The following is an 18,524-nucleotide window of genomic DNA, read 5'->3' as shown; positions in this document are numbered from 1 at the left end:
CCGGCACCAAGCCGGACTAAGCAAAGACTGATTTTGAAGGGTTTCCATGGCCGACTCCGCCTCCATCCGCCGCGCGCTCTATCCCCAGATCGAGCCGTTTCAGACCAGTCGATTGGCTGTCAGCGATCTGCACACGCTTTATGTCGAGCAAGCCGGCAATCGTGATGGCGTGCCGGTGATTTGCCTGCATGGGGGACCAGGTGGTGGCATGAGCCCGGATATGCGCCGCTTCTTTCATCCTCAGAAATGGCGGATTATTGGGTTTGATCAGCGCGGCTGTGGGCAGTCCACGCCCCATGCTGAAATTCGCGAGAATACGACCTGGGATTTGGTGGCTGATATCGAGCGCATTCGCGAGCACCTGGGCATCGAACGTTGGGCGGTGTTTGGCGGGTCATGGGGCTCAACACTGGCTTTAGCCTATGCCATCACCCATCCAGATCGCGTTTTGGGCCTGACTTTGCGCGGCATCTTCCTTGTCACCCAAGCCGAAATCTCTTGGTTCTATCAATATGGGGCCAGCAATCTGTTCCCCGACGCATTTGCGCATTATGTCGGCATTATTCCTGAGGAGGAACGTGGCGATATTGTTGCCGCTTTCCACAAGCGTCTCTTCAGTGAGGATCGGGAAACCCGGCTCCGAGCTGCGCGTGCATGGGCACGCTGGGAAGGCGATTGCCTGTCAATGCGTGGCCCCGATGCGCGTCCCAACCGGTTTGAAGAAGACCGCTTTGTGGAAGCCTTTGCGCGCATTGAAAACCATTATTTCGTCAATAAGGGTTTTCTGGAAACCGATAGCTGGTTGCTGGATCACGCAGCGGTTCTGACCGACATCCCGATCCATATCGTCCATGGGCGTTATGATGTGTTGACACCCTTATCCTCAGCCTGGGCCCTAAAAAAGGTCCTGCCCCACGCTGAGCTGGAGATTATTGGCGATGCCGGCCATGCGAGCCTTGAACCCGGTATTGTCGACGCATTGGTGCGCGCAACCGACCATTTGGCAGCCAGGTTTGAAACCGGCTCCAAGCTGACCTAAATTGGTTTCATGACTGATCTTGTCCTGTTTGAGAACCGAGGAGTGGTGCGCGTATCAGGGCCTGACGCGGCAGCTTTGCTCGACGGTCTGTTCACCCGCAATGTTGGTGAAGCGGGGGCTGATCGGGCGATATTTGCCGCACTCTTGACCCCACAGGGTAAGTTTTTGGCCGATGTCTACATCCTGTCGCCACAGGCTGACACGTATCTGCTGGACGTGCCCGAGCCTGAAAACCTGACCCGGCGACTGATGATGTATCGCCTGCGCGCCAAGGCCATGATTGAAAATCTCTCAGCCGATTGGGCGGTGGGGGCAGTCTGGGATCGCACAGGTTTACCTGATGATGTCAGCGTTTATGCCGATCCCCGACATCTTGATATGCCGCACCGGTTTATGGGGCCGCGAGCCGGTCTTGTTCCTGTGGCAAAGTCAGAGGCGGCTCTCGGCCGCTATGACGCCCAACGTCATGGATTGGGAGTGCCCGACCTTGCCCGCGACCTGTTGACCGAAAAGGATTTTATCCTTGAAGGTCTGATGGATGAGATGGGTGGGGTGGATTTCAAGAAGGGCTGTTATGTCGGTCAGGAAATGACCAGCCGCATGAAGCGCCGCACGACAGTGCGGTCTAAGCTCTGCCGGATTGAGTTTGCTGGACCAGAGCCCGCCTTTGATGCCCCAATAAGCGCCGATGGCTGGGAGGTAGGGCGCATCCGCACAACCAGTCCCGGTCAAGGTCTGGCCCTGATCCGTTTTGACCGGGTGGAAAAGGCGCGCGCAGACGGTCACGTTCTGACGGTCGATGGACAGCCCATAAAACTGACCCCGCCGGACTGGATGGTCGTCCCCCAAATGTCCAGCGCTGACTGATCAGTTTGCCAAGCCGGCAATCAGGCTGAGCCCCACTAACGAGACACACGTCGTGATGAAGACCACGCGGGCAGCGGTGGCCGCCCAGATGCCCGCCTGTCGGGCTTGGATGAAGACATTGACGGCACTGGGGCAGGCTGCCAGCAAAGTGGCAGCAAGAATAAACGTCCGATCCGCACCAATGGCCTGAAGACCAAACCACATGGCCAGCGGAATTAAGGCACATTTGGTCAGTACCACAACGCAGACGTCCTGCCAGGATTGGGGAGTGGCTTGGCCTTGACTGGTTGCCATCACAATGCCCAAAGCGACCAGTCCCGCGGGACTGGCTGCGGCCCCGAGCATATCCAAAGGCCGCATCAGCGATGCAGGCAGGCTTATCTGGGTGAGGGCGAGGGCAAAGCCGATCAGCGCCCCAAGGCTGACTGGATTGAAAAGGCCGCCCAACATGGCGCGGACCACAGCCTTGCTATCCACCGCTGGCTTGGCCGCATAAAGACCTGCGACGCCCAGACCCACGACCAAGATGTTTTCAACCGCGACCAAAGCAGCCGCCAGCGCCATAACATGATGGTCAAACAGGCTGGCAAGCAGAGCCGTGCCCAGAAAGGCGGTATTGCCAGATGAGGAGGCAAAACCAATGCCGGCCTGCCGTTCAGCGCCATGCCCCAAAATCCAGGCCACGCCACGCCCAACCAAATGACCACCCAGCAACACACCCAACCAGACCAAGATGATCTGGCCGTGGTTAGGCCCAGGCACAGGGGCCTTGGCCATGGAGGTTAAAAGCAGGGCCGGGAAAGCAAGCCAGAAGACAAATTGAGAAAGACCTGCAGCGGTTTTCCCATCAAACAGACCCCGCCGCGCACCTGCCCACCCAAGGCCGATCAGGGCAAAGATCGGCAAGGTGATCCACAAACTATCCATGCTGGCTTGCCGCCGCGTGCATGGCCGCTATTAGCGGCCGGTGAATTGGGCGGGCTGTTTGGACAAAAAGGCCATCACACCAATGCGGAAATCATCCGTCCGCCCAGCTTCCCGCTGCAGGCGGCGTTCAAGATCCAATTGGTCCGCCCAATCATTATCCAGACTATCCCACGCTGCTTGTCGGATCATCGACAGGGTTTTGGTCGGTCCAGACGCCAATTCCCGGGCAAGGACCAAGGCCTGCTCCATCAAGTGGTCTGGCGGTGTCAGTCGATTGATCAAGCCCCAGTCAAGTGCCCGCGCAGCAGGCAATTTCTCGCCCAAAAGCATCATCTCCATCGCGCGGGCGCGGCCAATGGCGCGCGCCAGCATATAGGTGGAGCCGCCATCGGGTACCAAGCCAATCCGGCGGAATGCCTGCAGGAAATAAGCATTCTCGCTTGCCAGGATCAAATCGCCCAACAGCGCGAATGAACAGCCAATCCCCGCAGCAGCCCCATTCACGGCGGTAATGAAGGGCACGGGTAGATTGCGGATGGCAGTCACCAGCGGATTATAAATGCTTTCAAGCGCCGCACCGGCATCCAATTGCCCAGGCTCTGGGGATCCATTGATGTTTGAAGCGGTTGCGCCGAGGTTGGCCCCAGAGCAGAAGCCCCTGCCGGCACCGGTCAAAATGATGGCGCGGGCTTCTTGTGCCGCCCGATCGAAGGCAGCGGTCATGTCGCGTGCCATGTCCAGTCCACAGGCATTCAATGTGGCCGGATCGTTCAAGGTGATGATCGCCACATCACCGTCCAGCGCGTATAGCAGTTTCTGAAAGTCCGACATCATTGTCTCCCAAAGCATTGTTGGGCCCGATCTCAAGGGGCGGGCTTCTGTGGTGGTTGGCAGCCGCCAAACGGCTGGAACACCAAAGCCTAGTGCACAAAGTCAGGCGAGGGAAGGTCCTACAACGGGGCCAATCAGGCCTTCGGCATCGGTGGGATTATACTGGCAATCAGAAGCTGAATGTCGCTGGTGAGCTGGGCTTTGTCCAAAGCACTTTCAGCAATGCCATTGGCGGCAGCAAAGGCGACGCGGGCCAATTGCTGTGCTTTTGCCCGAGGGCGCCCTTGCGTCTGTATGGCTTGGGCGATCTTGTCCCGGATGTCCTGGTCAATCGCCTCAAAACAGGCAGATGCGTGGGTGTCTTTCGCGGCAAATAAGTCCGCGGCGTGTTCGGATCGTCGGATCAATTCAAGTACCATGACCTGTTTGGCGATCAGGGCTGAGGCAACCCGATCCTGCAATTGCCCTTTACCGGCCAGCCCATGCTCTGCGGCTTCCTTGAGGCGCAGGGCCACATGCTCTGCTACCGCCTTAAACACGGCTTCCTTATCTCGGAAATAGCCATAAATGGTGACTTTGGACATGCCTGACGCTTCGGCAATGGCTTCCATCGTAGTCCCGCGAAATCCATGGTCAACGAACACAGTCAAAGCCGCTTGAACCACTTTAGTGCGCCGTGCCGCGCGGACCGGTGTCATGGGGGCAGGTTCAAAGGACCAAGGCTTTTTATCTTGAGAATTTGAACGACTTGTCATTTCTTTGTTCACATCGTAAGATTTTTGGACGCGGCTCGTGGTGCGCGAGGAGAAAGTCAAATGGCAGAACAGGTTTTGGTCACGGGTGCGAATGGCTTCATTGTAAGCCACAGCATTGCTCAGCTTTTGGCGGAGGGCAAGCAGGTGATCGGCACAGTACGCAATCCAGACGATCCTGTCAGAACCGCGCATTTACGTGCTTTGCCACGGGCTGAGACGGGTTTACGCATGGTAGCCGCCGATCTGATGTCAAAAGACCCGTTTTCGGATTTTCTCGATGTCGATTTCGTCCTGCACATGGCCAGTCCTTATGTGCTGACAGTCAAGGACCCCCAACGCGATTTGGTCGATCCAGCGGTGCAAGGAACACTGTCATTGCTGCGCGCGGCGGCTCGTTCAAGCCGAATCAAGCGGGTTGTTTTGACCTCGTCAATGGCCGCCATTACCGATGAACCCGATGGTAGAGTGCTGACAGAATCCGACTGGAACGATAAATCTTCTCTAACGCGCAATGCCTATTACTTTTCCAAGACCATGGCTGAACGGGCGGCTTGGGAGTTTATGGCGCGCGAGAAGCCGGGGTTTGATCTGGTGGTGATCAATCCATTCATGGTGATCGGCCCGTCCTTGTCGGCCGAGATCAATACATCCAATCAGATTCTGGTTGATGTTACCGCGGGGGTTTATCCCGCTATTCTGGCGCTTGAATGGGGATTTGTGGATGTGCGTGATGTTGCAAACGCACATGTCCGCGCACTTGCTGCGCCGAATGCCCAAGGCCGCTATATCTGTGCAGCTGCCAATCGCAACATGGCCCATTTGGTTAGTCTTCTGGCCAAAGCGGGTGCGCCCCAAGCCAAATTACCAAAGCTAGACTTGTCTGGTGGTTTCGGGACCGGACTGATGACGTTGATGTCCTATGCTCAACCGGCAGGGGTTGGATCCTATCTGCGCACCCATTTGGGCCGGGTTCCACGCTTTGATAACACCAAAATCCAGCGGGATTTGGGGATTGGGTTCCGCGACGTCGATCAAACCATCATCGACACGGTGCATGACCTGATCAGACACGGCCATCTAAAGTCCATTTGAGTGATCCATTACAGCGAGAGTTTCAGCAGGAGGCGTGCATGGCGCTCAAATTCGTTCGCGGAGCTATTTGGATAATCACTGCCCTCGTGGTCCTGATTGGTGGCTTCCTTGTCTGGTTTTTTCTGAATTTTGGCGGGCAGGGTGATCGTTTCCCGCGCTTGGCTGAGCCTACCCCACGCATTCGGGCCGACATCGTTGCAACCCTAGCCGAGCCACCTGGCAACATTGCTGTGTCCCAAGATGGCCGCATTTTCTTCACCTATCATGCCGAGAGCCATCCCGACATCAAGGTTCTTGAATGGGTTGATGGCAAGCCAAGACCCTATCCAAATCTGGCGATGCAGACGCCCGATCCAGACAAGCCGTCTTACGGGTCAGTCTTCAATCTCCGTATTGATTCCAAGAACCGGCTTTGGAGCATTGATCATGGCGAGCATGGTCTATTTGGCGCGCGATTGGTGTGTGTGGATTTGGCGACCAATCGGGCGATACGCCAGATCAAATTGCCCAAAGAGGTCGCAGGGGTGGGCTCCTATTTGCAAGATATGCAAATCGATCCCGCTGGCAAAACCATCTTCATTGCCGACATTGGCGTGTTCAATCGTCATCCTGGTTTGGTCATTGTGGATATCGAAAGTGGCTCGGCTCGGCGTGTGCTCGACCGTCATCCAGCCATTATGGCAGAGCCTTATGCTGTCTTTGCCCAAGGCCGTCACATGCAACCATTGGGCAATAATCTCTTCTGGTTTCACCCAGCCTTTGACCCCATCGCGCTCGATCGGGAAGGAACATGGCTCTATGTCGGGCCGATGTCCGGCAAAACCTTGTCGCGGGTTAAAGTTTCAGACCTGATGAACGGCGACTTGTCGGAAGCTGAATTGGCCAAGCGGGTCGAATTTTACGCCAATCGCCCGCAAGCCGATGGGCTGACAATCGACCGGGAAAACAATATTTATCTGACCGGCATTGAGGATGGGATTATTTGGAAGCTGGACACCAATAAAAAGCTGACCGCTTTGGCCGGGCACCCCAAAATGCGCTGGCCTGATGGCTTGAGTTTTGGTCCTGACAACTATGTCTATGTGGCTGACAGCAATATTCCCGATGTCATGATGAAATCGCGGGACCATATCCGAAAGTCAGGGCCTTATTATGTGTTCCGCTTCAAGGCCGATGGGACCGCTCCTGCCGGTCAGTGAGGGCACGTTTTTGCCTTGACCCATGCAGGCGGAAAGCTAGAACGACGTCAACCCGCATGTGAGCGGATGCAAGGACCGATTATGATCCAGCGCATGGTTTTCTCCGTCGGCGGCGACTCAGTGGTTGGCGATCTGCATCTGCCAGACGAAGGTGCGACTGGTTCAGTGGTGGTGGTTGCTGGCCCCATGACCAGTGTAAAGGAGCAGGTGACAGGCGTTTACGCGGCTGCCTTGGCTGCACGCGGCATCGCTGCCCTTGCGATTGATCATCGCACCTATGGGCAGAGTGGGGGAGCCCCTCAGAATTACGAGAATTGGCGTTGGAAGGTTGAAGACCTCGCCGCGGCCTTGGACGCATTGGCAGTTGACGTGCCAGGCATTGATCCGAACCGACTAGGCGCAGCGGCGATTTGCCTTGGCTGTGGCTATGCCGCGACCTTAGCTGCGGGCGACGCACGTATCCGCAGCCTTGGCCTTGTTGCTGGCTATTATCGCGACCCGAAAGCGATGCGGGCGAATGATCCTGAAGGTTTTGATGCACGGGTCGCACAAGGCAGACAGGCGCGGTTGCACTACGAAAGCACCGGTGAAGTTCTAAGCATACCAGCCGCAGCGCTGGAGGGCGATGCGGCCATGCAAACAGCCGATACGGTCGATTATTATACCCAGCGGGCTGCTGTTCCCAATTATCGCAATGCCTTTGCCATCATGTCACGCGAGCATTTCTTGCCGTTTGATGTGCAAATAGCAGCACCGCGTATCCAAGTGCCGGTTCATATGGTTCATTCGGAAAAGGCGCTTTCCCCCAATTGGGCACGGGCGTTCTACGATGCCCTGCCGGGGCCAAAAAGCTTGGAATGGCTAATCTCGCGCGGACAAACCGATTTTTATGATGATGCGGACTTGATTTCGGCCAGTGCTGATCAATTGGCCCAACATTTTAAAGCAACGCTCTAGTCGAGCCAGCTCAATTGCTGGCGAGTTTTCGCATCTGCCGTGCCTCACAACGACGCAATTGGCCGTCATAAATGGCAGCTTGGCTGCTGACGCGGCTGGCGACATCATTCAGCCAAGGCTTGCTGGCAAAGGTGCGGCGTTGGAAACCTGCCGGGCCTTCATGATAGGCCAGATAGAGATTGCGGGTATCCGTTTTGGCGATGCCGGTGCGTCGTGAGATATGGTCGAGATACCAACCAATGAAATCTGCAGAATCGCCAAAATTCTTCCGCTTGGCTCCGCCACGGGCGCGGGTATAGTCTGCCCAAGTGCCGTCCAAGGCTTGAGAATAGCCGTAGGCCGTCGACAAAAGTTTCCCATTCTTATCGCGCGGGCGGGCATCCTGACGAAAGCTGCTTTCCTGGCGAATAAAGGCAAGGATCACGCCTGGAGAAATTGACCAATCTCGCGCGGCATCAAACACATGGTCTTCCCAGCGTCCCTTCTCATCCAAAATCGCACAGGCATCGGCAATGTTAGAAGGGGGTGCCGAGGAGGCACAACCCGCCAAAATGGCAACAGCACAGATTAGTGCAAGCTGGTGTTTCATCTTACGAGCCTCCCACGGAGCGGTTCGGCAGGCTTGCCTGCCACCCATTCAGCGGGACCCAGTATCGCCAAACATGGTTACAAAACCGACAATGCGGGCATTTTCTGCGCCAGAAAAAAGAAGCGAAGGCCAATTGATGAAATCAATGACCTTCACTTCAGAAGGCGGTCCAACTGACAACAAGATGGTGGTGTCATCAGCTCGTCTAGCTAAGCGGACATTATTTAAAATTGCGTGAATGTTGGTAACCATTTGCTCAGTATAAAAAAGCCCGACAACCAGAGGCTGCCGGGCTTCACGATGGTCAAGTCTAAGCTTTTGAAGCTTACATCTTGTAATACATGTCGAATTCGACAGGGTGGGGATGCATATTCAAACGCTCGCACTCCTCGCGCTTGAGTTCGATATAAGCGTCGATCATGTCGTCATCGAACACGCCGCCCTTTTTCAAGAAGTCGCGGTCGGCGTTCAAGGAGTCCAAGGCCTCATCAAGCGATTTAGCGACCGTTGGCACGCCTTCAAGCTCCTCAGGAGGCAGCGAGTAAAGGTCCTTGTCGAATGGGTCGCCGGGATGGATCTTGTTTTCAATCCCATCAAGGCCTGCCATCAGAAGGGCTGCAAAGGTCAGATACATATTGCCAATTGGGTCTGGGAAGCGGGCTTCCAAGCGCTTGGCTTTTGGCGAGGTGGTGTAAGGGATGCGGATCGAGGCTGACCGGTTGCGGGCCGAATAAGCCAGCATCACTGGGGCTTCATAGCCGGGGACCAAACGCTTGTAGGAATTGGTCGAGGAGTTGGAGAAGGCATTGATCGCACGGGCATGCTTGATGATGCCGCCGATGTAATACAAGCAATTCTCAGACAGATCGGCATATTGGTCGCCCGCGAACAACGGCTTGCCGCCCTTCCAGATCGACTGGTGCACGTGCATCCCGCTGCCATTGTCCTTGAAATAGGGCTTGGGCATGAAGGTCGCGGACTTGCCATAGGCAGCAGCGACGTTCTGGATCACATATTTGTAGAGGTTCATATAGTCGGCCATTTTGGTCAAAGTTTGGAACTTCAAACCAAGCTCATGTTGAGCGGGGGCGACTTCGTGGTGATGCTTCTCAGGCTCAAGACCCAATTCTTTCATCACTTGCAGCATTTCACCGCGCAGGTCTTGGGCAGAGTCGATCGGCCCAACCGGGAAATAGCCGCCCTTAGGGCCTGGACGGTGGCCGAGGTTGCCGCCCTCATAGGCCTTGCCCGTGTTGAATGGCAGTTCGGTTGAGTCAAACGAATAGCCGGTATTGTGCGGGTCGGTATTCCAACGCACGTCGTCGAAAACGAAGAATTCAGCCTCAGGGCCAAAGAAGGCGGTGTCGCCGATGCCGCTGGACTTCAAATAGGTTTCAGCCCGCTTGCCAATGCCGCGGGGACAGCGATTGTAGGGCTTCAGGGTGCCAGGCACCACCACATCGCAGACAATGGCCAAGGTGGTTTGCTGGTAGAATGGATCGATGGTCACGCTGTCGGGATCGGGCAGCATAATCATGTCGGAATCATTGATGGCTTTCCAACCGGCAATTGACGAACCGTCGAAGGCCACACCTTCTTCGAGAAGGTCGACATCAACCATGTCCACGTCAAAGGTAACGTGCTGCATCTTGCCGCGCGGATCGGTGAACCGAAAATCTACATACTGGACTTCATCGTCCTTGATCTGCTGCATGACCTTGTCAAACTTCGACATCGGTTCTCTCCTGAAAAGCCTGTTGGATTGTAGGGTCAGTCAATGGGGTTCCGGGGCGCGGGCCTCAAACGGCGTTGATCCCTGATTCCCCGGTACGAATGCGCACGACATGACTGATGTCGGACACAAAGATCTTGCCGTCGCCAATGCGACCGGTGCGGGCAGCATTGGTGATGGCCTCAACGGCTGCATCAACCTGATCATCGCCAACCACGACTTCAAGCTTAAGCTTTGGTAGGAAGTCGACGACATATTCGGCTCCACGATAAAGCTCGGTATGGCCTTTTTGACGGCCAAAGCCCTTGGCCTCAACCACTGTCATGCCCTGAAGGCCCAGGTCCTGCAGCGCTTCTTTGACCTCATCGAGCTTGAACGGCTTGATAATCGCTTCGATCTTTTTCATAGATTCCGCCTGCATCTGCGGTACTTCCCAGGCCCGCCGGGACGTTGGACGGCCCGCACCTAACCTGTCTGGAAGCACCTTCCTAGACTTCAGGCTCGGGCATAGTCTCTTCCTCCCATGCCTGCGACCTTGCGCCCTGAGCGCACCGGGCACTTGTCGGTGATTGCTCAATAATTTTGCACATGCTGATTAAACTTTAAGCAACTCGACTTGTCTCAGAAATGACCCTATCTGAGCAGCGAACCAGACTCATCAAGAGCATTCTTCAGGGAGACAAACATGATCCATCCCAGCACACCCGTGCTGATTGGCGGGGGGCAATTCACCTATCGCGGCCCCGCTGAGGCTTGCCCAACCCCGATCGACCTGTGCAAGTTGGCGGCCCAATCAGCCGCTCAGGACGCAGGTTTGGCCGCAGGGCATTTAGCCCAACTGGATGGACTGGCAGTTGTCGGCTTTACCATTGATGCAGGTGGCAATCTCAGCCGCATGCCGATCCCGCGTGCCAAGAACCCGCCGAATGCCTTGGCCGCTGCGCTGGGTGCGACGCCAGCTTGGAAGACCTATACCCATGTTGGCGGCAATACGCCCCAGGCGCTCGTTAATGAGGCGGCTGAGCGAATTGCTGCGGGCCAGAACAAATTTGTGCTTCTGGCAGGGGCAGAATTCCTGGGTTCGATGATGAAGCTCATGCAAGCAGGTGAGTTTGCCGCATTGGCAGGGCATCAGATCGACGATGAGGAAGTCCCAGCCATGTTTGGCGATGGCCGCGATGGCTGCAGTCGCTATGAAGCCCGCCACGGACTGGAATTCCCCGCCAATGTCTATCCTATGTTTGAAAATGCTTACCGGGCGCATCTGGGCCGCAGTTTAAGCGACCATCAGTCAGCCATGGGTGCCTTGTTTGCGCCATTTACCGAAGTGGCGTCGCGCAATCCCTTTGCCTGGTTCCCGAAAGTCCAGAGCCCTGACTCGCTTTCCCAAGTTGATCCCTCCAATCGCATGGTTGGTTTTCCCTATCCCAAGCGTTTGAATGCCATCATTCAGGTTGACCAATCTGCCGCCGTGATCTTGGCCAGTTATGAGCATGCCTGCGCGTTGGGAATTGATCCCGCCCAGATGGTGTTTCTGCATGGGTGTGCCGATACGATTGAGAAATGGAACATTCTTGAGCGGGTGAATTATCACTCAAGCCCCGCCATGCGAATTGGTGCGCGCGAGGCCTTTGCCATGGCAGGGAAAAGCCTTTCAGACATGGCTTTCTTTGACCTTTACTCCTGTTTCCCGATTGCGGTGGAGATCGCGTGTCAGGAAATTGGCTTGGCCACCGATGATCCGCGCGGCCTGACCCTAACTGGAGGGCTGCCTTACTTTGGCGGGCCGGGGAATAATTACTCCATGCATGGTATCGTTGAAATGATCCACCGCTGTCGGGCCAAACCGGGGGCGTATGGCTTCCTCAATGCCAATGGCTGGTTCCTGACAAAGCATGCTTTCGGCATTTATTCGACGACACCAACGGCCGGTCATTGGTCGCGACCGGCCAAATCAACTTATCAGCACGAAATTGATGCCATGGCCGCACCCAGCATCGTTGAGACCCCGCAAGGTGATGGTGTGATTGAGGCCTATACAATTGTGCATGCCCGCGACGGCATGCGGATGGGCATCGTCATTGGACGAGACAGTCACGGGCAACGTTTTGTTGCCAACACGCCCAAAGGCGACACCGCCATCATGGCTGATCTGGAAGCGAGCGAGGGAGTTGGCCGAGCGGGGCGGGTCCACCAAGAGGGGGATATGAATATATTCGTGCCAGCAGGTGCGGCTGCCTGATCTGTTCAGCTTGGGTTCAACCAGCCTAAATTAGTGTGGGCATGTGGATAGCAGATGGACCATCCCGTCCCTCGTGTTCATCTGAAATCCATAGCAGCACAAGGTGGCGGCCCAATCGTCCACCTTGTCTGCGTCCTTCTTTGCGGCCCCGGCAGAATGTTCTGCCGGGGCATTTAATTCGTCGAGCGATCTTCAATTTGATGTGACTTATGGGGGTGATTGACAGCCGTGCAACCTGTCATAAAACCCATGAGATTGTTGGAGTGCGTTTGATGGCAATGAATAGTCGTTTCTCTTGGAAGTTCGCTCTTCAAGGCGTGGGTGTGATCTGCTTGGCTTTAACTTTGTCCAGCAGTCCTCTTTCAGCCCAGACCGCGATATCGGGCCAATTGCGGCTGGCCAATCAGGCTTATCTTCAAGCTGGAGCCAACGAGCGGGCTGGTGCGTCACAGGCGCTTCGCCAAGCCTTAACGAAGGATCAATTGGCCAGCGCCGATGAGCGCGCGAAAGCCTATTTCCTGCTTGGCGATCAAGACGTCACCGACCGAAAGAATGACCGGGCTCTCAGGCAGGTCAAGACAGGTCTGGCGTTGTTGGAAGGGCGCTTGGATCCGCAGGCAGCGCGTGTTCGTGCGCTGGGCCATCAAGTTCGTATGCAAGCCCTTATGGCTAAGGGTGAACGGGAGCTCGCCTACAAGCAGGCGCTGGACGCCCGCCAGGACTATGGGCCACCCAAGCCAATGGCCGATGAAACCTGGGACCGAACTTGGGATCAGCTCTTTATGTGGCGGACGATCACCTATGCCAGCCTACGCGGGGCGGAAAAATCCCGGGCTGATGCTATGTCGGGGCATTTTGCTGAAACGCAAAATAGGGGCGGGACTGCGGGCCAGTGTCCATACCAGGATACACCGATCAAAATTGATAATTGGGAGGCGAACCTGCCCGATTACCCCATCATGGCGATCTTTTCGAACCGATCCGGCGGGGTCATGATGCGTGTCGATGTTGGCCCTGACGGCCGGGCAAGCAAGATTGTCTCGACCGCCTATACACCCTCAGTGGACTTCGCCATCATGACCGAGCGAGCGGCTCGGGGTATGACTTTCTCGGGATCAGGCTTATCTGATCCCGCCTGCAGGACCGGCCGTCCGGTTTTGGTCTTGTTCCGCGCATGGTAAGGGGTCTTTGAGCATCAATGCGGGTTCTCAGGCTCGCTGTAGGCCTTCAACCGGTCGGGCGCCAAAGCGCTTGCGCAGTCCAAGAAGCGGCTTCTCGACGGCATAATAGCTGACGCACGCACACACAAAGCTCACCCCAATGGCCAGCACAATGCCCAAGGGCGGCAATCGCTCTAAGCTGTTGGGGTCGCCCAACATGATGTCGCGGGCAATCCAGATGACCGGCACGTGCCAGAGATAGAGCGAATAGGACAACCGTCCGATCCAGCGCAACGGTCCCCACTCTAAAATATCAAGGCCAAAGCGCAGGCTGCGCAGCACATAGAGGTTGAGCACAAGGATCAGCAAGGCAATTCCTTGCAGCGTATAGCGCCAGGTCTCGCGGAAGGTCTCATCGCGATAAACGAGGGTGATCAGGATCATCACGCTCGCCACGCCAACCCACAGCCAACCGCGCAAGAGGGCTAATTTCGCGCCGGTGCGCGGCGCACCGTCAAACAAAATGGCCAATAGACAGCCCCAGGCAATGCTCTCCAGACGGCTGTCTGTGGCATAATAGGTGTGTTCATGGGGCAGGCCCAAGACCAGAACCGCATAAAAGCGCCATAGAGCGCACACCATGATAGCCCCGACAATCAGAGTGAGGCGCGCTTGATGTGTGCGGCCAAACAGCAGGAGCGCGGCGGGAAACACCAAATAAAAATGTTCTTCCACCGCCAGCGACCACAAATGTCCCCATGGCACGGTGCGCTCTGGCCAACCAAACCAAGGCTGGACCACCTCGAAATAATTCATGAAATAGAATAATGCGGCACCGACATGGGACGGATGTATCGCGACACCAAATGGGACCAGCATCAGCCAAGATCCGATCAGGAAGAATACAAGTGCTGGCATAAGGCGCAAAAATCGCCGCAAATAGAAGCCACCCAGATCGATGGAGCCGCCGGTTTCGGTCTGTTCGGCCACCAGGATTCGGGTGATCAGAAAGCCCGACACAAAGAAAAACACGGTGACGCCAAGCCCGCCGGGTATCAGGTTCTCAAAGCCCGTGTGGGCAATGACAACCAGCAGGATTGAGATGGCGCGCAGACCGTCCAAGCCTGGCAGATAGCCGCTGCTGGCCTTGAAATTGATGGCACCAGTGAAGGGTGTGTCCTTTCGGGGGAGGGCTAAATTGGTCACTTCTTGTTCAACTCAAGCGCTTCGAGAATGGGGGCATGCCAACGCTCGACACTCCGATCATAAGAATCAAAGCCGCCCGTGAAATTGAAATAGCAGGCAGGCATGTTCATTTCCTTAAATGCGCGGCTCATGGCCCGGGTCCAATCGGCCCGCAGGCTCATGGGCACCTCCACACCAACCCCATATTCGCCCAAAAGCACAGGAGCTTGGATGCGGGCGCGAAATTCAGCAATGCGCGCCATGTCATGAGCATGCTCAGCCATTTCCCCACGGCGCGGCCACAGGCGTCCAGCGGGCGGGGGATTGTCCATCCATTTTGCACCTTGGTGGGTAAACTCAAACGGCTGATAATAATGAACTGTGCCGGCCACATAGGGGTCATTGGGCAATTCCAGATTGTCCATGCCGTTGATGTTACCCCATTGGTCACCCGCGAAAATCACGGTGCGGGTGGGATTGGTTTTGCGAATGACAGCCAAGGCTTCGGCTTGCACACGGTTGACGCGCGGGCCTGAAAACGCCTCTTGCGGCTCATTGATCAGCTCGAACATCACCTTTGGGGATGCGTTGGCATAGCGCTTGGCAATCTGAGCCCATAGGGCGATCAGGCGAGGCTCATGAGTATCTGGATCTTCAAACAGCTCAGTATAATGGCACAGATTGAGGATGATGGTGAGGTCATTTTCCAGAGCCCAAGCGACAACTTCATCGATGCGGGCAAGGAATTGAGGGTCAATCGTATAGGGAGCCGTTTCAAGCGCGTGGGCGGAAAACTTGATCGGGACGCGAATAGTGTCAAAGCCTGCTGCCCGGATCGTTGCTAGATCGCGTCGCCGGATGCGATAACCCCAGTCGCCTTCATTGGGCGCTTCCAAGGCACCAGCCACATTGATGCAGTTTTCGATTGGCAATGGCGCGCGCACGACCGCTGGCGCGGCTTGGGCGGTGCTCGCACCAGTCATCATCCACACGCCTTGAGCCACTGCGATACCCAGTCCTGCGCCGAGGCCAATGGTACCAAGGCCGAGGGCAAGGCGGAGGCGGCGCTTAAGTGCAGCCGCGGGCTTCATCGCTTTCGTCAATCGCTCGTCAGTCATGATAACCTCTGGGGCTTTTGCGGCCTATCCGTGCAAATCATGTGCCGCATTTAGATCTATTATGGGTTCCTTTACTTCGACTAAGCTATGAAAGGCAGCTTCTTTGTCTGCCTCGAACGGCCATTTAAAGGCATGGTTCAGTGATCAAATCCTTTCTTCGGTCGATTTCAGCCACCGCGCGGGCCCGTCGTGGCGCTCAATTTGTCGCGCTGATGGGGGTTGAACCACACCATCGGATTTTGGACCTGGGCGGCGGGGATGGTAGTCATTTCAATGCCATTCTACCCGGGCACAAGAACGTGGTGATCGCCGATCATTGGGCCCCGGACTTAGAGGCAGCCCGCGCGCAATTCGGCTATGAAACCATGGAGCTTGATGGGTCGAAAGAAACCCTGCCATTTGAGGATCAGGCCTTTGACATCGTATTTTGTTCTTCGGTGATTGAGCATGTCACCGGGCCAAAACAGACCATGCTGGCGATGGATGACAATGCGACCTTCGACCAGATTGCTGCAGGCCATCAGGCCCGATTTGCCGCCGAACTGCGCCGCATTACCGATGGCTATTTCGTTCAGACCCCCAATGTCGACTTTCCGCTTGAGCAGCATTCAATGCTGCCCCAGCCGGTCATTTTTCTGCCGCGTCCGGTTCAGCGCAAGCTGATGGCAGGCTTGGGCAAAGTGTGGGTGTCCAATGTTCAGCCTGATTGGCGTTTGCTCAATCAAGCCCAGATGGCCGAGCTCTTTCCCGATGCAGAACTTGTGCTGGAAAAAGTCGCAGGTTTGACCAAGTCCATCACAGCAGTCCGACGGCGCACCGGCCGGCCAGCCTGAGCCCGATTGTCGCATCCGGCTCGACAAATGCAGCCGGGTTTGCCAAGACACAGGTCCCTGATGATGGGCAAACCGGATCGAAGGGCTTCAACCCGTGACAAAGATTTACCCCAATGCGGCCGCCGCTCTCGAAGGCCTGACCTTTGACGGCATGATTGTGATGTCTGGCGGCTTCGGCCTGTGCGGCATTCCTGAAAATCTTATCCTGGCGCTGCGCGACAGTGGCGTGAAGGGGATCACCGTGATCTCCAACAATGCGGGGGTGGACGGCTTCGGCCTTGGGCTCCTGCTAGAGACCCGCCAGATTGGTAAGATGATCTCCTCCTATGTCGGCGAGAATAAAGAGTTTGAGCGCCAATTTCTGTCCGGGGAATTGCAGCTTGAGTTCAATCCGCAGGGCACGCTGGCTGAACGCATTCGGGCGGGAGGGGCAGGAATACCTGGCTTTTACACCAAGACCGGTGTTGGCACGAAAATCGCCGAGGGCAAGGAACACAAGGACTTTGACGGCGAAACCTATATTCTCGAGACGGGCTTGAAGGCGGATTTGTCTTTGGTGAAAGCCTGGAAGGCCGATACCGCGGGCAATCTGGTTTATCGCAAAACCGCGCGCAACTTTAACCCGATGATGGCCACCGCTGGCAAAATCTGTGTGGCTGAAGTGGAAGAAATTGTGCCCGTTGGCAGCCTCGACCCTGACCAAATCCATACACCGGGTATTTATGTGAAGCGTCTGGTGCAAGGCAGCTTCGAAAAGCGCATCGAACAACGCACCGTGATCAAGAAGGAGGCCGTGTGATGCCTTGGACCCGCGATGATCTCGCCGCCCGCGCGGCCAAAGAGTTGTGCGATGGATTTTATGTCAATCTTGGCATTGGCATTCCCACATTGGTGGCCAATCATATTCCTGAAGGGATGACTGTCACGCTGCAAAGTGAAAACGGCATGCTCGGTATGGGGCCGTTTCCATTTGAGGGCGAGGAGGACGCTGATCTGATCAATGCCGGCAAGCAGACTATCACCCAATTGCCCCAAACCTCTTACTTCTCCTCCGCCGACAGTTTCGCCATGATCCGGGGCGGCCATATTGATTTGTCCATCTTGGGCGCAATGGAAGTGTCGGAAACCGGCGATCTTGCCAATTGGATGGTGCCGGGCAAGATGGTCAAAGGCATGGGTGGGGCCATGGATCTGGTGGCTGGCGTTCGCCGCTGTGTGGTGGTGATGGAACACACTGCCAAGGATGGTGCACCGAAACTGCTGCACCGCTGTCACCTGCCACTGACCGGCCAGCGTGTGGTTGATCTTGTCATCACTGACCTTGCGGTATTTTCAATCGACCGCAAGGCAGGGGGCATGTCACTGATCGAATTGGCCACAGGCGTGAGCCTTGATGAGGTCACGGCCAAAACCGAAGCGACCTTTGACGTCCGCCTTTGACACAAAAACGGGCCCCTGAAGCAGGGGCCCGATTTATCTCGCGCGCTGATCCAACACGCTGATCCAACATGGGGCTTAGGCCCAGTTCACCGCCACGATTTCATAGCTTTTTGACCCGCCGGGTGCGGCCACTTCAACCACATCGCCTTCTTCCTTGCCAATCATGGCCCGGGCGATGGGGGAGGTGATGGAGATTTTGCCGAGCTTCACATCGGCCTCATCCTCACCGACGATCTTATAGACAGCCTTCTGGTCGGTATCTTCGTCAATCACCGTGACGGTGGCGCCAAATTTCACATTGGTGCCTGATAGTTTCGACACGTCGATCACTTGGGCGCGCGCCAGCTTGTCTTCCAGCTCGGCGATCCGGCCTTCGATATAAGACTGCCGCTCTTTGGCAGCATGATATTCGGCATTCTCTGACAAGTCGCCATGCGAGCGCGCCTCAGAGATCGCCCCGATCACGGCGGGGCGTTCATCTGTCTTCAAACGTTTCAGTTCTGCATCGAGGGCCGCATGGCCCTCTGCAGTCATTGGGATCTTTTCCATAAGGGGGAT

20 protein-coding genes are annotated in these 18,524 nt (G+C 56.1%); 10 read left to right on the top strand and 10 right to left on the bottom strand.

Going from position 1 to position 18,524, the window contains the following annotated elements; all coding sequences use genetic code 11:
- Positions 1 to 46: 46 nt before the first annotated feature.
- Positions 47 to 1,039: a prolyl aminopeptidase gene (pip, locus tag PbB2_RS05375; RefSeq protein WP_108984243.1), complete on the top strand. Its 993-nt coding sequence runs from the start codon at positions 47 to 49 to the stop codon at positions 1,037 to 1,039.
- Between the two features lie 9 nt (positions 1,040 to 1,048).
- Positions 1,049 to 1,906, top strand: coding sequence for a CAF17-like 4Fe-4S cluster assembly/insertion protein YgfZ (gene ygfZ, locus PbB2_RS05370; protein ID WP_108984242.1), 858 nt, complete (start codon positions 1,049 to 1,051; stop codon positions 1,904 to 1,906).
- On the opposite strand, the gene PbB2_RS05365 is transcribed toward ygfZ, so the two are convergent.
- The 3 genes from PbB2_RS05365 to PbB2_RS05355 all read right to left on the bottom strand — a co-directional run bounded on the left by PbB2_RS05365 (position 1,907) and on the right by PbB2_RS05355 (position 4,362).
- A complete protein-coding gene (locus PbB2_RS05365) occupies positions 1,907 to 2,833 on the bottom strand; it encodes an AEC family transporter (RefSeq protein ID WP_108984241.1) in 927 nt (308 codons plus the stop codon). It lies immediately after the preceding gene.
- A 30-nt stretch (positions 2,834 to 2,863) separates the two neighbouring features.
- Positions 2,864 to 3,664, bottom strand: a complete 801-nt coding sequence (locus PbB2_RS05360) for an enoyl-CoA hydratase/isomerase (RefSeq protein WP_108984322.1) — start codon at positions 3,662 to 3,664, stop codon at positions 2,864 to 2,866.
- Between the two features lie 134 nt (positions 3,665 to 3,798).
- Positions 3,799 to 4,362 carry a TetR/AcrR family transcriptional regulator gene (locus PbB2_RS05355; RefSeq protein ID WP_192576180.1) on the bottom strand — a complete coding sequence of 188 codons (564 nt, stop codon included), beginning with the start codon at positions 4,360 to 4,362 and terminating at the stop codon, positions 3,799 to 3,801.
- A 117-nt stretch (positions 4,363 to 4,479) separates the two neighbouring features.
- Between PbB2_RS05355 and PbB2_RS05350 the strand changes: the two genes are divergently transcribed.
- The 3 genes from PbB2_RS05350 (at position 4,480) to PbB2_RS05340 (ending at position 7,667) form a co-directional block, all read left to right on the top strand.
- Entirely contained in the window at positions 4,480 to 5,511 is a 1,032-nt protein-coding gene (locus tag PbB2_RS05350; protein ID WP_108984239.1) for an NAD-dependent epimerase/dehydratase family protein, read from the top strand.
- A 38-nt stretch (positions 5,512 to 5,549) separates the two neighbouring features.
- Positions 5,550 to 6,710 (top strand): L-dopachrome tautomerase-related protein, encoded by a 1,161-nt coding sequence (locus PbB2_RS05345; protein ID WP_108984238.1) that lies wholly within the window; start codon positions 5,550 to 5,552, stop codon positions 6,708 to 6,710.
- Positions 6,711 to 6,776: 66 nt separating this feature from the next.
- Positions 6,777 to 7,667 (top strand): alpha/beta hydrolase, encoded by an 891-nt coding sequence (locus PbB2_RS05340; protein WP_238164863.1) that lies wholly within the window; start codon positions 6,777 to 6,779, stop codon positions 7,665 to 7,667.
- Between the two features lie 10 nt (positions 7,668 to 7,677).
- Here PbB2_RS05340 and PbB2_RS05335 read toward each other — a convergent pair whose 3' ends face one another.
- The 4 genes from PbB2_RS05335 to PbB2_RS05320 all read right to left on the bottom strand — a co-directional run bounded on the left by PbB2_RS05335 (position 7,678) and on the right by PbB2_RS05320 (position 10,394).
- A complete protein-coding gene (locus PbB2_RS05335) occupies positions 7,678 to 8,256 on the bottom strand; it encodes a transglycosylase SLT domain-containing protein (RefSeq protein WP_108984237.1) in 579 nt (192 codons plus the stop codon).
- Between the two features lie 48 nt (positions 8,257 to 8,304).
- Positions 8,305 to 8,508 (bottom strand): hypothetical protein, encoded by a 204-nt coding sequence (locus tag PbB2_RS16025; protein WP_108984236.1) that lies wholly within the window; start codon positions 8,506 to 8,508, stop codon positions 8,305 to 8,307.
- Positions 8,509 to 8,581: 73 nt separating this feature from the next.
- Positions 8,582 to 9,991, bottom strand: coding sequence for a type I glutamate--ammonia ligase (gene glnA, locus PbB2_RS05325; protein ID WP_108984235.1), 1,410 nt, complete (start codon positions 9,989 to 9,991; stop codon positions 8,582 to 8,584).
- Between the two features lie 64 nt (positions 9,992 to 10,055).
- Positions 10,056 to 10,394 carry a P-II family nitrogen regulator gene (locus PbB2_RS05320; RefSeq protein WP_085339145.1) on the bottom strand — a complete coding sequence of 113 codons (339 nt, stop codon included), beginning with the start codon at positions 10,392 to 10,394 and terminating at the stop codon, positions 10,056 to 10,058.
- 279 nt (positions 10,395 to 10,673) lie between these two features.
- Here PbB2_RS05320 and PbB2_RS05315 point away from each other — a divergent pair, with 279 nt between their 5' ends.
- The gene (locus PbB2_RS05315; RefSeq protein ID WP_192576179.1) at positions 10,674 to 12,230 is read left to right on the top strand and encodes an acetyl-CoA acetyltransferase; all 1,557 of its coding nucleotides are present in this window, start codon (positions 10,674 to 10,676) and stop codon (positions 12,228 to 12,230) included.
- Between the two features lie 272 nt (positions 12,231 to 12,502).
- Positions 12,503 to 13,411 (top strand): energy transducer TonB, encoded by a 909-nt coding sequence (locus PbB2_RS05310; protein WP_133245725.1) that lies wholly within the window; start codon positions 12,503 to 12,505, stop codon positions 13,409 to 13,411.
- A gap of 27 nt (positions 13,412 to 13,438) precedes the next feature.
- Here the strand turns inward: PbB2_RS05310 and PbB2_RS05305 are convergent, their stop codons facing one another.
- Both PbB2_RS05305 and PbB2_RS05300 read right to left on the bottom strand, forming a co-directional pair.
- Positions 13,439 to 14,596: an acyltransferase family protein gene (locus PbB2_RS05305; RefSeq protein WP_108984233.1), complete on the bottom strand. Its 1,158-nt coding sequence runs from the start codon at positions 14,594 to 14,596 to the stop codon at positions 13,439 to 13,441.
- Positions 14,593 to 15,693, bottom strand: a complete 1,101-nt coding sequence (locus PbB2_RS05300) for a glycoside hydrolase family 5 protein (protein ID WP_108984232.1) — start codon at positions 15,691 to 15,693, stop codon at positions 14,593 to 14,595. The genes PbB2_RS05305 and PbB2_RS05300 overlap by 4 nt, the downstream gene beginning before the upstream one ends.
- Before the next feature lie 140 nt (positions 15,694 to 15,833).
- Between PbB2_RS05300 and PbB2_RS05295 the strand changes: the two genes are divergently transcribed.
- The 3 genes from PbB2_RS05295 to PbB2_RS05285 all read left to right on the top strand — a co-directional run bounded on the left by PbB2_RS05295 (position 15,834) and on the right by PbB2_RS05285 (position 17,966).
- The gene (locus tag PbB2_RS05295; RefSeq protein WP_108984231.1) at positions 15,834 to 16,526 is read left to right on the top strand and encodes a class I SAM-dependent methyltransferase; all 693 of its coding nucleotides are present in this window, start codon (positions 15,834 to 15,836) and stop codon (positions 16,524 to 16,526) included.
- A 94-nt stretch (positions 16,527 to 16,620) separates the two neighbouring features.
- On the top strand, positions 16,621 to 17,325 hold the full coding sequence (locus PbB2_RS05290; RefSeq protein ID WP_108984230.1) for a CoA transferase subunit A: 705 nt from the start codon (positions 16,621 to 16,623) through the stop codon (positions 17,323 to 17,325).
- Positions 17,325 to 17,966: a CoA transferase subunit B gene (locus PbB2_RS05285; protein ID WP_108984229.1), complete on the top strand. Its 642-nt coding sequence runs from the start codon at positions 17,325 to 17,327 to the stop codon at positions 17,964 to 17,966. The genes PbB2_RS05290 and PbB2_RS05285 overlap by 1 nt, the downstream gene beginning before the upstream one ends.
- Positions 17,967 to 18,041: 75 nt before the next feature.
- Here PbB2_RS05285 and greA read toward each other — a convergent pair whose 3' ends face one another.
- Positions 18,042 to 18,515, bottom strand: coding sequence for a transcription elongation factor GreA (greA, locus tag PbB2_RS05280; RefSeq protein ID WP_108984228.1), 474 nt, complete (start codon positions 18,513 to 18,515; stop codon positions 18,042 to 18,044).
- Between the last annotated feature and the right edge of the window lie 9 nt (positions 18,516 to 18,524).

The sequence above is a fragment of the Candidatus Phycosocius bacilliformis genome (genome assembly GCF_003112735.1).
Classification (GTDB): Bacteria; Pseudomonadota; Alphaproteobacteria; order Caulobacterales; family Aquidulcibacteraceae; genus Aquidulcibacter; species Aquidulcibacter bacilliformis.
The sequence above is the reverse complement of the archived record's forward strand: the minus strand, read 5'-3'. Positions and strand labels throughout refer to the sequence as shown.